Source organism: Arthrobacter stackebrandtii (genome assembly GCF_017876675.1).
GTDB lineage: Bacteria > Actinomycetota > Actinomycetes > Actinomycetales > Micrococcaceae > Specibacter > Specibacter stackebrandtii.
In genome coordinates, this window is the sequence record NZ_JAGIOI010000001.1 from 112,263 (window position 1) to 127,304 (window position 15,042).

Genomic DNA, 15,042 nt, shown 5'->3' on the forward strand with positions numbered 1-15,042 from the left:
TGCCGGAATGGGCGGCGTGAGAGCACATGAAATTGCTCATTTTTGGGCACTCATCGCTGGGTACTCATCGGGTTTCCATCGGTTTTCTGACCCGCTTTCGCAAAAGGGACAATTGGGTTCGTATTTTCAGGCCTGCTTGCGCAGGTCCTGTTCGGCTAACAATTCAACGTCGCGCACATCGGTGACCCCGGGAAGGGCCCGCCCAATGGCTCGTCGTTTGATGGCCAGCCGCCAACATTCCAGTCCGGGATGCAGCCATGCTCCCCGGCCAGGCATACGGGCGTGCACATCGACCAGCGCCACTGTTGTTCCAGAGTTGTTGGTTGACCTGACCAGCCGTATGAGTTGGTCCCGGGCATCTGCCTTCCTGCATCCAATGCACGTCCGCACGGCTGAGGTGGAAATATCAAGCCCGGCGTGCCCGGATGATTCCTGCGCCGCCAATGCTTTCTTCGCCACTATTTGCTGTACTTTCGGATTTTGGGTGTCAGGGCGGTTTTGGGCCCGGTTCTTCTTATTCTACCGCGCGGGCGCGCCGCAGACCTAAACCGCCGCGGCGTCCGAGACGATGTCGATGCGCCAGCCAGTGAGCTTCGCAGCCAGGCGGGCGTTCTGCCCTTCCTTGCCAATGGCCAAAGACAGCTGATAATCGGGGACAACCACCCGGGCCGAGCGCGCCGCCCCATCGACGATGGTGACGGAAATCACCTTGGACGGTGAGAGTGAATTGGCAATAAAGACTGCCGGATCTTCGCTGAAGTCGACAATATCGATCTTTTCGTCGTTCAGTTCGGTCATGACCGCACGCACGCGCGATCCCATTTCACCGATGCAGGAACCCTTGGCATTGACACCGGGCTTGTTCGCCTGGACGGCCATCTTGCTGCGGTGTCCGGCTTCGCGGGCCAGGGCCACGATCTCCACCGTGTGGTCGGCAATCTCGGGGACTTCCATTTCGAACAGCTTTCGAACCAGGCCGGGGTGAGACCGCGAGAGCGTAATGGAGGGGCCCTTCAGGCCGCGGTGCACCTCAACAACAAAGGTGCGGATGCGGTTGCCGTGCCGGTAGTCCTCACCCGGGACCTGCTCGTTGGGTGGCAGCACACCCTCAACAGCACCCAGGTTCACCTGGATCATGTTCGGGTTGTTGCCCTGCTGGATCTGGCCGGAGACCAGCTCCCCTTCCTTGCCGCGGAACTCGCCGACCACGGCGTCGTCTTCGGCGTCGCGCAGACGCTGCAGAATGATCTGGCGTGCGGTGCTGGCAGCGATGCGGCCAAAGCCCTGGGGCGTGTCGTCGAATTCGCCGATCTTGGCGCCGTCGTCGTCAATCTCAGCTGCCCAGATGGTGACGTGTCCGCTCTTGCGGTCAAGCTCGGCACGGGCTTCCTCATGGGCGCCGGGAGACTTGTAGTACGCCATCAGCAATGCCTGCTCGATGGTGGGGATGAGCATGTCCAGGGGAATTTCCCTCTGACGCTCCAATTCGCGCAATGCGCTCATATCAATGTCCATGGTCAGCTTCCCTCTCCAGCGGCCGCGTCGCGGCCCGTTGGTTCAAATTCCAAATCAAGCTCGGCCTCGTCGAGGCGGGCAAATTCCAACTCCACAACACCACGGCGGATGGCGGTGAACAAGACTTTTTCAGGTTCACCCTGCTTGGGCTTCATGCCCTTCTTGACGGGCAGTTCGGGCTTGAACAGTACACCGTCGTCATCCACGGCCAGAATCCGGCCCATGAAGTTTTCACGGTCGGCGGCGTTGACTTTCACCATGCGCCCCAGTGCCCGGCGCCAGTGGCGCGGCTCCGTCAGCGGGCGGGTCGCACCCGGGGAGGAAATTTCCAGGTCGTAGGCGCTGCCGTCATCGTTGGGGTCGGAATCCATGACATCGGAGAGTTGCCGGGCGATGGTTGAAATGGCATCAAGGCCCACTCCCCCCTCCTGGTCCTCCGGAAGGTCAACAATCACTGAAACAGTGCGGTGGTTGCCGGCGAAGTGAACCTTCACTTCCTCCAGAAACAACTCTGCCGCAGCCACCGTGGGCTCAAGAAGGGCGTGGACCCGCTGCGCCTCAGCTGTGGAGTCCAAAGCTGAGGGGGAATTCCCTGAGCGTGCGGCCTTGCCTGGCCTGTCTGGCTTGGTCATAAAAACGCACGCCTCCCTATTGATGTTGTTGTAGTTATACAGACTACCGAGTTTCCACCCATGGCGCAGGACGAATTGGGTGTGAGTATTACCGCATCTTGGGCCTATGCTAAGCCGCAGTGTGCGCTGGCAAGGGCACTCGTGAGAGTATCAACCCTTGTGACCAAACCACTGCCCGTGTCCGGGACCGACGATTCCCTCCCCGCCAAATCAACTGCCAGCACGCAGGAACCCTCCGCGCCGCCGCGCCGCAAGGCACCCCGCCGGGCAACCTCGCCTGCCGGCACACCTGTCAAGAAGGCTCCCCAGCCCCTGATTATGGTTGGTTCCACCCCCGCCGCCCCTGACACGGACGACGCCGGCTCCGCGCCGACGCTGGCACCTGCACCTTCCGCCGGGAATGGGACGGGCGAGACCCTCCCGCCGGCCAACTCTGCAGACGATGCCGCAACCGGGCCAGTAGATGCCGAAGCCGCTGCTGAGCCCGGTATTTTGCCCACTGACGCCGAAGCCGCACCTGGGGTGGAGGCGTCTTCGCCGGCCATGGATCCACAAGCTGATGAATCAGTGCCGGACAACCGGGAGGACACCGGCTCCAGCATTGCAGAAGAGACTACCGCCACGGGCGGGTCTGACACAATTTCAGTCCAGGAGGCTGCAACCGGCGTCCCCAGCTCCGCAGAAAATGACGGCACCCCGGACAACCACCCGGGGAGCGAAGCGCTGGCGGCGGAAGAACAGCCTGCCCTGATCGACAGCGCCGACGTACCCATGGCCAAGAGCGCACACGCTGCGGGAACCGCGCCGCAGAAGACCGGGCCCGTCGCGGACCCGGAAACCGCAGACGAAGCACCGGCGGCCGGGGAAATTTTCGCCGCGGCGGCTTCGGACAACGCCGAAGAAATCGTGTCCGCGTCCGTGGAAACTCCTGACACAATTTCAGCTCAGCCCTCCCCGCTTGCACGAGCCGAAGAAGAGACAGATTCCGCCGCGGCAGATTCTGAAGCCGAAGTGCCCGAGGAAGGCGAAGGGCCCACCGAGACGGAAGCCGCACCCGATGCCCCCGAGCCTGTGGACGTCCCTGAGGAAGTCCTGGCAGCCGTCGAACCTGACGCTGCGGACGTCCCCGAGCCCGTCGAACCGGCCCCTGTGGCAGAGGCTGCACAGCCCGCCGAGTCTGAAGTGCCCACCGACTCACCGGCGCCTGCTGAAGCGGCCCTGGATTCCGAGTCCGCCGAGACCGCCCAGCCTTTCGACACGGACAACGCCCCCGAAGCACTCGAGGCGGACAACGTCCCAGAAGATGACACGACTGCAGTCGAAGCTGAGCCGGCCGAGGATGCAAAGGCCGCCCAGCCCGACGACGACTTCGAAGGTGCCTCCTCATCCGACGATTCCGGCCCGGCCGAGCCCGCCGTTGTCATCGAAGCTGCCGAGCCGGCCGAAACAGACAACGTCCCCGACGCTCCCGAACCCGAAGACGCCCCGGCGGACGCCACATCGGCTATCGAACCCGAGCTTGCCAGCACCGCCGAGGCTGCCGACTCACTGGAGTCTGCCGGCGGACCACAGGAATTCGAATCGGCCGTTGCGGTACAGCCCTCAGACACGGGCAACGTCGCCGAAGCGTTCGAGCTTGAAGGTGTCTCCGAGGATGCCACGGCCGTTGTCGAAGCTGGGCTTGGCGACACCGCCGGGACGGTCGAGCTGGCCGACGCCGTCGAGGCTGCCGAGCCCGTCGCTGCCGCAGCTCTCCAGCCCGCGGACGTCCCTGGGCATGCCGCCCCGGCCGTCGACGCCGTGCGGGCCGATGACGCTGAAGCAGGGTACGGCGACGCTGCAGGTGACCACGAAGGCTTTGACCTGTCCGGCGACGCCTTTGACGATGAGCCTCCGTTTAACTTTGACCTGTTGACCAGGCCGGAACCGGAAGCGCCGGCCCCGGCACCCAACGACGCGGATGAAGCAGTCACAGGGGCAGCGGCTGCAAAGTTCGATGTTTCCGCTTTCCTGAAGCCGGATGCCGCCGATGCCGCCAGCCCGGACACCACCGCGGACGGTGTGGCTGGTGCCGTACGTGAATCTGACACCTTCGTCTGGCCCTCGCCTGACCTGGACACGGCCACCAACGCCCTCCCCATCTCCCCCGCCAAGGAGCCAGGTGACTGGGAAGATCCGGAGGCAGCAGCGCCAGCTCCAAAGACCGCCCAGTCAAACGTGGCCCGGGCCCTCGCCGCGTGGACGGCGGAGTCCGAGGCGGAATCTGCCGCGGAGCACACGGTAGATCCCGTGGAATCCGGCGGCGAGGCAGCCAAGTCCTCACGCCGCAGCCGGCGCAGGGCCCAGGGCAAGGAAAGCGCCGTCGCTGCTCCCGAAGAGGTCGACGCTGACATGCAGGACGTGGAACCGGAGGCAGTGGCAGACGAAGAGCCTGCCCCCGCCAAGAAGCAAAAGAAGGACAAAAAGGAAAAGCAGGAACGCGAGCCCCGCAAGAAGAAGCGGACACTGCTGATTCTTGCCGCAATCGTGGTTGTGGTCCTTGCCTTGGGCGCCGTCCTTTACACGATCAGCAACGACAACGCGGCGACCGAGCAAACCGAGAAGGACCGGCAGGCGGCATGGGCTGCTACCAACGCCCTGCTGGACCAGGTCAACGAGTTGAGTGCGGTCAGCCAGGATCCGGCAGTCATGGACCAGCTGTCGCAGACAGCCATTGACCTGTCAGCCCAGAGCAAGGCACTGGACGACGGCATGCCGAAGGGAACCTTCTCCGCCATATCGTCGGGGGCAACCTCTGCGGCACCAACCCTGTCACCGGCCACGCTTCCGGGTGTTGTGGCCGCCTTGCAAAAGAATGGTGATGCAATGCTCGGGGACGCCTACTACGCCAGCAAGGCCATGGGCCGCGTCTTTGCCTCCGCCGGGACGAGCCAGTTGATGCGCAGCCAGTCGCTGGCCGCGGCTGCCAACATCCAGCTGCCTGCCTCCGACATGCTGGCCGAAACCGCCGGTTTCCAGCTTGCGACCGGCCCCGAATGCAAGTCCACCAAGACCCCGCGCGAGGGCGTCACCCTGGACGGGGCACTGCGGGCTGCCGCAGAAGGCGAACAGAAAGCCATCTACGCCTACCAGGTGGCATCCGCCCACCTTGGCGGCGACGAGGGGCTGCGCGGACGGACGCTGACCGCCAAGCACCAGGACAAGCTGGTCGCGCTCAACGCCGAATTGGCCGCGCGCTGCCTGCCAACTGTGACGCTTATCCCGGCCTATGCGCTCAGTCCTGAATTCACCTCCGCGCCGGGCGCTGCCTTGGCCGGTCTGGAAAACGAGCTTGCAGCCACCTATGCCGACCTGGCAGCCCTGAGCGAGGCCATGCCTGCACCGGTTGTCGCAACCACGGCACCGGCCGAACCTGGCGCCACCTCCAATGGGGAGACCACCAGCCCGACACCCACCTCGAAGGCCGGCGTCACCTCAGAGCTGCGCGAAATCTCGGTGGCCTGGCTGCTGGACACCACCCGCACCCACGCCAGCTGGGGCGGGACCGTCGCAGCCCTGCCCGGCATCACGGCCGCGCAGTAGCCTTCCCGGTTGCCCGGCGAAAGCACCGCAGGGCAACCCGGAAGGGCAGCAGGACAAGGCAGTCCGCAACGGCATTCCGGCAGCCTGGCAGGGCCGGATTGAGGATAGCCAAACCTTCGCGAGGGCATCCTTTCCTTGCTGGCGGCACGCCGGGCGAGGTGGTCAGATGGAATCATGAAGCAATCACAAGATGTGGCACGGCCGCGCGAGCTGTCCCACACGGGAGAAATTGCACAGCGCCTGAACTGGCTGCGGGCAGGGGTCCTGGGCGCCAACGACGGCATTGTCTCCGTGGCCGCCGTCGTGGTTGGTGTTGCCGGGGCAACAAGCGGCACCGGCCCCCTCCTCACCGCCGGCATGTCTGCCCTGGTTGGCGGGGCCATTTCCATGGCCCTGGGCGAATACGTCTCCGTCAGCAGCCAAAGCGACAGCCAAAAGCACATGATCGCGGCCAAGCAGGCAGAACTTGAGAGTGCACCGCAGGAGAGCCTGGCGCGGCTGACACGGGTGTACGAAGAGAAGGGCCTCTCCCCCGCAACGGCGGCACAGGTTGCCTCCGAGCTGACAGGGCATGACGCGCTTGGCGCCCACCTCCAGGCCGAACTAAACCTTGACGAGGACGAGGTTGTCAGCCCCTGGCACGCCGCATTTGCCTCGGCCATCGCCTTCACGACCGGTGCCATACTTCCCCTGCTTGCCATTCTGCTGCCGCCGGACAGCATCCGCGTCCCCGTCACTTTCGTTGCGGTTCTGCTGGCACTGGCGGTGACCGGCTGGATCGGGGCAACCATTGGCGGAGGCTCGCGGCTGAAGGCTGCGGCCCGGGTGGTTGCGGGCGGCGCACTTGCACTCGTGGCCACGTTCCTGGTGGGCAGCCTGCTGGGCTCCAGCGGACTGATCGGCTGACCCGTCCCGTGACCCCACGCATTGAAGTTCCTGAAGCCCTGCGGCGCCGGCACCGCCAGAGCGCGGAGGGCCGGCACTGGCTCGGCAAGGTACCCGGCTATATTGACCAGGCCCTGGACCAGTGGGCGCTTCGCCTGGACCTGCCGCCCGGTGGCGGGCCGTGGCACGGGCATACGGGCGTTGTGGTGCCGGTGCTCACCGCCGACGGCCTGCCGGCCGCCCTGAAGGTGGCGTTTCCCCACGACGAGGCGCTGCTGGAACCGCTGGCGCTTGAGCTGTGGGGCGGTTCGGGTGCGGTGCGCCTGCTGGCCAGCGACGCCGTCATCGGGGCCATTCTGCTGGAACGGCTCGATGAACGGCGTTCCCTCCTGCAACTTCCCATGGAGGAGGCCATACCGGTCTGGGGCGCTGTGATGAAAGAGCTTCAGATCCACCCCGATGCCAGGGCCGAATGGCGGGAGCTGCCACACATCGCCGCCACGGCCGAACGGTACAGCGACGAACTGCCCCAGGCGTGGACGGAACTGGGCGAGCCTTTTCCCCGCTGGCTGCTGGAAGCCGCGCTGGAGGTCTGCCACACGCGCGGCGCCGTGGGCCGGCGCAGCAGCAACGACGTGCTGGTCCACACGGACCTGCACTATGAAAATGTGCTGGCCAGGCGCGACGGCGGATCCGGCTACCTTGCCATCGATCCGCAGGTCCAGGTGGGTGATGCTGAATTCGCGGTGGCCCCCTGCCTCTGGAACCGGATCCAGGACCTTCCGGCGCTGGACACCGAAGCTGCGCTGCGCCGTCGGGCATCCGCACTGTCACTGGCAGCCGGGCTCGATGAAGACCTTGCTGCTGCCTGGGCCGTGCTCCGCGAGGTGGAAAATGCGCTGGCCTACTTGTCGGAGTCCCTGACGCACGACGCCCAGCGTTCGCTGTGGGTGGCCAGCACCTTGGCCGGGCGGACCCTTCCCGGCCTGCCGTCCGCGCACGAATTGCACCGTCTGTACTAATTGCCGGAGATGTTCTCGTGCCACACGTCGATGCCCAGTTTGATGATGAGTGCCGTGACAACCACGAGGAACACGATCCGGATGAACCGGCTGCCCTGCTTCACGGCGGTCCGCGCACCAAGGTAGCCGCCGGCCATGTTGGCGCCGCCCAGGATCAGGCCCACGCCCCACAGCAGGGAGCCGTGCGGCAGGAAGAACATGAGGGCGCCGGCATTGGTGGCGAGGTTGACGATTTTCGCCTTGGCGCTGGCTTCGAGGAACGCGTAGCCCATCAGACTGACCATGGCGATCACCAGGAATGAGCCGGTGCCGGGTCCGATCAGGCCGTCGTAGAATCCGATCACACCGCCAATGCAGGCAGCCACCACATGGTGGGTGCGCCCCGCATGGCGCAGCGCCGTGTGCGCTCCCATGCCCGGCCGGAACGCTGTGAAGAGCAGCACCGCAACCAGGGCAGCCACGATGATGGGCTTGAACACCTCACCCGGCAGGCTGGCGGCCACCACGGCCCCGCCCACACTGCCCACCAGTGCGACGGCGGCCATGGGCAGCGCCGTGCGCATGTCCGGTTTCACGCGCCGGTAGTACGTCACCGAACTCGTGGCGGTGCCAAAGATGGAGCCCATCTTGTTCGTGGCCAGGGCCTGGACCGGGGAAATGCCGGGGATCATCAACATCACCGGCAGCTGGATCAGCCCGCCGCCGCCCACGACGGCGTCGATCCAGCCCGCGGCAAACCCCGCCACAATGACCAGCAGGATCGTGGCGGTGGTGATGTCTTCGAGTCCGGAGACCATGGCGTCCTATCCGTGGCGCCGGACCCAGCCGGCATCCCCTCGCGGGCAGTAAGATTATTCGCCCGTTTCTCGCTCCGGGGACGCCGGCATGCGCCGGCGTCCCCGGAGCCTGTGCCTACCGGTTGGCGAGAATGTACTTCACTGCGTCGGCAACTGCAATGTTCTCGGCAACACCGGTGGCCCGGTTCTTGATCTCGACGACGCCGTCAGCCAGTCCGCGGCCCACGGCCAGGATGGTCGGGACGCCGATGAGCTCGGCATCGCCGAACTTCACGCCGGGGGAAACCTTGGGGCGGTCGTCGTAGATGACCTCCAGGCCGGCAGTCTCCAGTTCGGCGGTCAGCTGTGCTGCCGTTGCGAAGATGTCCTCGCCGCGGCCCACGGCCACGACGTGCACGTCGGCGGGGGCCACATTGGCGGGCCAGATCAGCCCCTTGTCGTCGTGGTTGGATTCGGCCAGGGCGGCGACCGCGCGGGTGACGCCGATACCGTAGGAACCCATGGTGACCACGGCGAGCTTGCCGTTCTGGTCCAGGACCTTCAGGTCCAGGGCTTCGGCGTACTTGCGGCCCAACGCGAAGATGTGGCCCATTTCGATGCCGCGTGCCGCTTCCAGCGGTCCGGAGCCGTCCGGTGCGGGGTCTCCCTCGCGGACCTGGGCGGCCTCGATCGTGCCGTCCCAGGTGAAGTCGCGGCCTGCGACGAGGCCGAAGACGTGCTTGCCCTCTTCGTTGGCGCCGGTGATCCAGGTGGATCCGGAGACAACACGGGGGTCAACCAGGTACAGCAGTTTGGAGGCTGCTTCAGCACCGAGCACTGCGGCGTCCAGGGCCAGGCCGGGCCCAATGTAGCCCTTGACCAGCAGCGGGTTCTTCTTCAGGTCTGCCTCGTTGGCGGCCTCCACGCCGACTTCGCCGCCCACCTCAAGGTGCACGCCAATGTTGGCTTCGATGCGCTTGAGGTCCACGTCGCGGTCGCCCGGCAGGGCGACGATGACGATCTGGCGTTCGCCGGTGGGAAGGTCGATGGCCAGGACCACGTTCTTCAGGGTGTCCGCTGCCGTCCACTCGCCTTCGGCCCGCGGGGCCAGCTGGTTTGCGGCCGCAACGAGCGTGTCGATCGTCGGCGTCTCCGGGGTGTCGCGGACAACCGCTGCCGGTGCGTTGCTGAAGTCAATGTCGTCGGGCACCACGGTGGTGACGGCCTCAACGTTGGCTGCGTAGCCACCGGCGGAACGGACATAGGTGTCCTCGCCGATGGCCATGGGGTGCAGGAATTCTTCACTCTTGGACCCGCCCATGGCGCCGGCCGTGGCGGCCACCGGGACGACCTCAAGGCCGAGGCGCTCGAAGATGCGCAGGTACGCGCCGCGGTGGGCCATGTAGCTGGCGTCCAGGCCGGCGTCGTCGATGTCGAAGGAGTAGGAATCCTTCATGATGAACTCGCGCCCGCGCAGCAGCCCGGCGCGGGGGCGTGCCTCGTCGCGGTACTTGTTCTGGATCTGGTACAGGCTCAGCGGCAGGTCCTTGTACGAGGAGTACAGGTCCTTGACCAGCAGCGTGAACATTTCCTCGTGCGTGGGGGCCAGCAGGTAGTCTGCGCCCTTGCGGTCCTGGAGGCGGAAAATGCCGTCGCCGTATTCGAGCCAGCGGTTGGTGGCCTCGTAGGGTTCCTTGGGCAGCAGGGCCGGGAAGTGGACTTCCTGGGCGCCGATGGCGTCCATCTCTTCGCGGACAATGGCTTCAACCTTGCGCAGCACCCGCAGGCCCAGCGGCAGCCAGGTGTAGATGCCCGGGGCCGCGCGGCGGATGTAGCCGGCACGGAGCAGCAACTTGTGGCTGTCCACTTCAGCATCGACGGGATCTTCACGCAGGGTGCGGAGAAAGAGTGTGGAAAGGCGAAGTGCCACGCGGGATTTTCCATTTCTAGACGTTGGGTGCCGCCGCCATGGGTTTGGACGGCCAGGTACCAATCTACCGGTTCAAGCCGCGGCATGGCACACCGGCACCCGTGATCGGGCGCGCCAAGACTCCACGATGGCGAAGCCGCTGGCTGGGCCCCTGTCCCCGATGGGCCCCAAGGACAGACGCGCCAGTGCCGCCGGGGACGCGTCAAGGATCTCCCCCCAGGCTCCTGTCCTCGAAGTCCTTGTCGAGCGCCTTCTCCAAATCAACTGAAACTGCCATGGCCCGAGACCCTGTCGGCAATGCCTGTCTCCACTTCGGCGCGGATGGCGCACCCGGCCGGTGCGGCACGCGCGGCGGTGCTGGACAGTCCCCTGCCCCGGGTCTAGTTTGAAGGCAGAGCATCCGAACCGGCAGTCCAGGAGGCACCATGTCCCACCGAGCGGCCGCACCACCCTTTGCCCCCGTCCCGGCCGATCCTTCCGGCGCCAGCGGACCAATCAGTGTCAGTGTGGACGCATTGCGGGTGCGCCGCGGCAAGTCCACCGTCCTGGCCAACATCACGGCCAGCATCCCCAACGGGCGCATCACCGGCCTGCTGGGCCCCTCCGGCAGCGGCAAGACCACGCTCATGCGGGCCCTGGTGGGAGTGCAGAAGATCACGGCCGGAACCGTCACGGTGCTGGGCCGGCCCGCCGGGGACCCCCGCAACAGGCACGACGTCGGATATGTCACCCAGGCGCCGAGCGTCTACCGTGACCTCACTGTCCTGGACAACGTCCGGTACTTTGGTGCTGTCCACGGCGCGGGCAGGGACGACGCCCAGGCGGTGCTGGCCGCCGTCGGACTTGCAGGGCTGGCCAAGCGCAAGGCGTCGGACCTCTCAGGCGGGCAGTTCAGCCGGGTCTCGCTGGCATGCGCCCTGGTGGGCAAGCCGAAGCTGCTGGTGCTCGACGAACCCACAGTCGGGCTGGACCCCGTGCTGCGGGCGGACCTGTGGGAGCAGTTCCGCGGCATGGCGGAGGAGGGGACCACACTCATCATCTCCAGCCACGTCATGGAAGAGGCCGGGCACTGCGACACGCTGCTGTTGCTGCGCGACGGCATGCTTCTGGAGCAGCTGACCCCTGCACAGCTGCGCAAACGCGGCGAAACCGAGGACCTTGAGCTGGCGTTCCTGCGGCTGATCAAGGCTGCCGAATCGGCGGCGCCGGGCACCGGCGCGGGCACCGCCGCCACCGGCGGAAAGGCCGACTCATGAACGGCACGATGATGTGGGCCACCAGCACCCGCGTGCTGCGCCAGTTGAAGGGCGACCCACGCAGCATCGCCATGATCCTGGTGGTGCCGGCCGTGCTGCTGGCGCTGGTCTATTGGTTGTACCAGAACGAGACCCTTGCACCCGGGCAGCCGCGCACCTTTGACCGGGTGGGGCTCATGATGCTGGGCATTTTCCCGTTCGTCGTAATGTTCCTGGTCACCTCGATCACCATGCTGCGCGAACGCACCTCCGGAACGTTGGAGCGGCTGCTGACCACACCCATCCACAAGGCCGACCTCCTTTTTGGCTATGCGCTGGCCTTTTCCATCATGGCCGCCGCCCAGGCGCTGGTGGCAACGGGCACCGCGTACTGGATCTTCGGATTGGAGATTGCCGGGAACGCGGGCTGGGTCGTGTTGATTTCGGTGCTGACGGCGGTGTTGGGCGTGGCCCTGGGGCTGTTGTGTTCCGCCTTCGCCACCACGGAGTTCCAGGCCGTGCAATTCATGCCCGTGGTGGTTATCCCGCAGATCCTGCTCTGCGGGTTGTTTGTGGCGCGTGACCAGATGAACGGGGTGCTGGAGGCCGTTTCCAACGTGCTGCCTCTCAGCTACGCCGTGGACGGGCTGCAGGAGGTGGCCGCCCATGCAGACCCCACCTCCGCCCTTGTGGTTGATCTGGTGGTGGTTGCCGCATTTGTGGTGGCGGGCCTGCTGTTCTCCTCCCTGACGCTGCGCCGGCAGACGGCCTGAGCCCGCGGCCCGCGGCACTGCTGCGCCGGGGCCTACGGCGCCCGCGTCTCAGCCAGCCCTGCCCGGCCGTCTAGCCCTGCGGCCCGGCGCCGCGGGCCCCCAGCTCCGCCAGGGCGTCGTCGCACCAGGCCAGCCAGGCCTGCTCAAAGGCGACCCCTGCCAGCAGGACCGCCCGCTGCAGCTCATCCGGGCGGCTGCGTGCCGCCCCGGCGGGGAAGTCGGCGGCCTCGATGGCCAGGTAGCGGGCCAGCGTGGCCTCGTGCAGGCCTCGGTGGCGGCGCATTTCCACCGTCACGTCGACTGTTCCGAGCACGGCCGCCGCCCGCATCCGCACCAGAAGTTCGTCGCGGATGGGCCGCGGATCAGCCTCCCGGACGCACCATCCCTCCAGCTCGCTCCGGCCGGCCCCGAGCACCGTGAACAGGCGCTGCTGGCCCCGGGTGGTGGGCAGTTCCTGAGGCTCGACCAGGGCAGCGGCCTCCAGCTTGCCCAGTTCCCGGTAGATCTGTTGGTGGGTGGCCTGCCAAAAATGGCCCAGGGACTTATCGAAGCGCCGTGCGAGCTCGGCCCCCGTGCAGGGTTTTTCCAGTAGTGAGGTCAGGATGGCGTGGCTGAGCGACATCTAGATCCGTGCCGCCAGCCGGGTGCCCTGGTCGATGGCGCGCTTGGCGTCCAGCTCGGCCGCCACGTCAGCCCCGCCAATCAGGTGCACGACGGCGCCTCCGGCTTCGAGCCCCGCCTGCAGCTCCCGCCGCGGCTCCTGCCCGGTGCACAGGATGACGTTGTCCACGGCGACCACCGTGTCGGTGCCGTTGACGCCCAGGTGGAGTCCGTCGTCGTCAATCCGCCGGTACTCAACCCCCGGAACCATGGTGACACCCTTGGCCTTGAGGGCGTTGCGGTGGATCCAGCCGGTGGTCTTGCCAAGGCCGGCACCGACCTTGGTCTCCTTGCGCTGGAACAGGCTGACGCGACGGGCGGGGCGCTCGGGGGCGGGTGCGGTGATGCCGCCGGGGTGGGCGTAGTCCGGGTCGATGCCCCATTCACGGAAGAACTTTTCCGGCACCAGGGTGGCGCTGGACCCGGCGGCCGTCAGGTATTCGGCCACGTCAAAGCCGATGCCGCCGGCACCGAGGATGGCGACGCGGGCGCCCACTTCCTTTTTGTCGCGCAGTACGTCGAGGTAGCTGAGCACGCTGGGATGCCCGACGCCGGTGATCTCCGGCAGGCGCGGGGTGACGCCGGTGGCGAGGACTATTTGGTCATAGCCGCCCGCCAACAGGGCCTCCGCTGTGGCCGGCGTGTTGAGCCGCAGCTCGATGCCCAGCAGTTGGACCTGCCGGTTGAAGTAGCGGATGGTCTCGTGGAACTCCTCCTTGCCGGGGATCTGCTTGGCGATGTTGAACTGGCCGCCGATCTCCCCCGCCGATTCAAAGAGGGTGACCCGGTGTCCGCGCTGGGCTGCGGTGGTGGCGAACGCGAGTCCGGCCGGGCCCGCCCCTACCACGGCGAGACGCTGCACTCTCGCAGCCGGTTCAATGGCAATTTCGGTTTCGTGGCAGGCGCGCGGGTTCACCAGGCAGGAGGACGTCCTGCCCACGAACGTGTGGTCCAGGCAGGCCTGGTTGCAGCCGATGCAGCTGTTGATCTCATCGGCCCGGCCGTCCCGGGCCTTGCGCATGAAGAAGGCGTCGGCGAGGAATGGCCGGGCCATGGAGACCATGTCGGCGGTGCCGCCTGCCAGCAGCGACTCGGCCACATCCGGGGTGTTGATGCGGTTGGTGGCGATCAGCGGGATGCCCACCTGCCCCATGAGCTTCTTGGTGACCCACGCGTAGCCGGCGCGCGGCACCGAGGTGGCGATGGTGGGGATGCGGGCCTCATGCCAGCCGATCCCGGTGTTGATGATGGTGGCGCCGGCCTTTTCCACGGCGCGGGCCAGCTGGATGACTTCCTCGAGCGTGGAGCCGTCCTCCACCAGGTCAAGCATGGACAGGCGGTAGATGATGATGAAGTCCGCGCCCACGCGGTCGCGGGTGCGGCGGACAATCTCCACGGGGAAGCGCATGCGGTTTTCGTAGCTGCCGCCCCATTCGTCGTCGCGGCGGTTGGTGCGCCGGGCGATGAATTCATTGATGAGGTAGCCTTCGGAGCCCATGATTTCGACGCCGTCATAGCCCGCCTTTTGCGCCAGTGCCGCGGCGTTGGCGAAGTCCTCCACGGTTTGTTCCACCTCGGCGGTGTCCAGCGGGTGCGGGGTGAACGGGTTGATGGGCGCCTGGACGGCGCTGGGCGCCACAAGCCCCGGGTGGGCGGCGTAGCGGCCAAAGTGCAGCAGTTGCAGTGCGATCTTGCCGCCTTCTGCATGGACGGCGTCGGTGACTGGCCGGTGCTGCGCGGCTTCCGCCTCGGTGGTGAGCTTGGCGCCGCCCTTCATGGGCCGGCCGGCCTCGTTCGGCGAAATCCCGCCGGTGACCATGAGACCCACTCCGCCCCTGGCCCGCTCGGCGTAGAACGCGGCCATGCGTTCGAATCCGCCGGGCAGTTCCTCCAGTCCCACGTGCATGGATCCCATGAGGACCCGGTTGGGCAGCGTGGTGAAGCCAAGGTCAAGCGGTTCAAACAGGTGGGGGTATTGGACGGCGTTCATTAATGCACTCCTTTGCGCAACAAGTTGCATAATCGTAGCGCA

Annotated in this window: 12 protein-coding genes; 5 read left to right on the top strand and 7 right to left on the bottom strand. The window is 66.4% G+C overall.

Features of this window, described 5'->3' with window-relative positions; translation table 11 throughout:
• Window positions 1-126 precede the first annotated feature (126 nt).
• The 3 genes from JOF48_RS00515 to JOF48_RS00525 form a co-directional block, all read right to left on the bottom strand.
• Complete coding sequence (locus tag JOF48_RS00515) at window positions 127-459, bottom strand: YlxR family protein (RefSeq protein WP_342591113.1); 333 nt, start codon at window positions 457-459, stop codon at window positions 127-129.
• Window positions 460-543: 84 nt separating this feature from the next.
• Entirely contained in the window at window positions 544-1,515 is a 972-nt protein-coding gene (gene nusA, locus JOF48_RS00520) for a transcription termination factor NusA (protein WP_209676292.1), read from the bottom strand.
• 2 nt (window positions 1,516-1,517) lie between these two features.
• Window positions 1,518-2,147, bottom strand: a complete 630-nt coding sequence (locus JOF48_RS00525; protein WP_209676295.1) for a ribosome maturation factor RimP — start codon at window positions 2,145-2,147, stop codon at window positions 1,518-1,520.
• A 159-nt stretch (window positions 2,148-2,306) separates the two neighbouring features.
• Here JOF48_RS00525 and JOF48_RS19940 point away from each other — a divergent pair, with 159 nt between their 5' ends.
• The 3 genes from JOF48_RS19940 (at window position 2,307) to JOF48_RS00540 (ending at window position 7,636) form a co-directional block, all read left to right on the top strand.
• Complete coding sequence (locus JOF48_RS19940) at window positions 2,307-5,729, top strand: DUF4439 domain-containing protein (protein WP_209676298.1); 3,423 nt, start codon at window positions 2,307-2,309, stop codon at window positions 5,727-5,729.
• A gap of 174 nt (window positions 5,730-5,903) precedes the next feature.
• Window positions 5,904-6,635, top strand: a complete 732-nt coding sequence (locus JOF48_RS00535; protein WP_209676301.1) for a VIT1/CCC1 transporter family protein — start codon at window positions 5,904-5,906, stop codon at window positions 6,633-6,635.
• Window positions 6,636-6,643: 8 nt separating this feature from the next.
• A complete protein-coding gene (locus JOF48_RS00540; protein ID WP_209676304.1) occupies window positions 6,644-7,636 on the top strand; it encodes an aminoglycoside phosphotransferase family protein in 993 nt (330 codons plus the stop codon).
• Here JOF48_RS00540 and JOF48_RS00545 read toward each other — a convergent pair.
• Both JOF48_RS00545 and JOF48_RS00550 read right to left on the bottom strand, forming a co-directional pair.
• Window positions 7,633-8,433: a sulfite exporter TauE/SafE family protein gene (locus tag JOF48_RS00545; RefSeq protein ID WP_209676307.1), complete on the bottom strand. Its 801-nt coding sequence runs from the start codon at window positions 8,431-8,433 to the stop codon at window positions 7,633-7,635. The two genes, JOF48_RS00540 and JOF48_RS00545, sit on opposite strands and share 4 nt — an antisense overlap.
• A 115-nt stretch (window positions 8,434-8,548) precedes the next feature.
• A complete protein-coding gene (locus JOF48_RS00550) occupies window positions 8,549-10,342 on the bottom strand; it encodes a proline--tRNA ligase (protein ID WP_209676310.1) in 1,794 nt (597 codons plus the stop codon).
• Window positions 10,343-10,767: 425 nt separating this feature from the next.
• On the opposite strand from JOF48_RS00550, the gene JOF48_RS00555 reads away from it, so the two are divergent.
• Window positions 10,768-11,598, top strand: a complete 831-nt coding sequence (locus tag JOF48_RS00555; protein WP_209676314.1) for an ABC transporter ATP-binding protein — start codon at window positions 10,768-10,770, stop codon at window positions 11,596-11,598.
• On the top strand, window positions 11,595-12,350 hold the full coding sequence (locus tag JOF48_RS00560; RefSeq protein ID WP_245346343.1) for an ABC transporter permease: 756 nt from the start codon (window positions 11,595-11,597) through the stop codon (window positions 12,348-12,350). Before JOF48_RS00555 ends, JOF48_RS00560 begins: the two co-directional genes overlap by 4 nt.
• Before the next feature lie 70 nt (window positions 12,351-12,420).
• Here the strand turns inward: JOF48_RS00560 and JOF48_RS00565 are convergent, their stop codons facing one another.
• Together JOF48_RS00565 and JOF48_RS00570 are read right to left on the bottom strand one after the other, a co-directional pair.
• Window positions 12,421-12,972: a PadR family transcriptional regulator gene (locus tag JOF48_RS00565; protein ID WP_209676317.1), complete on the bottom strand. Its 552-nt coding sequence runs from the start codon at window positions 12,970-12,972 to the stop codon at window positions 12,421-12,423.
• Window positions 12,973-15,000, bottom strand: coding sequence for an NADPH-dependent 2,4-dienoyl-CoA reductase (locus JOF48_RS00570; protein WP_209676320.1), 2,028 nt, complete (start codon window positions 14,998-15,000; stop codon window positions 12,973-12,975).
• Between the last annotated feature and the right edge of the window lie 42 nt (window positions 15,001-15,042).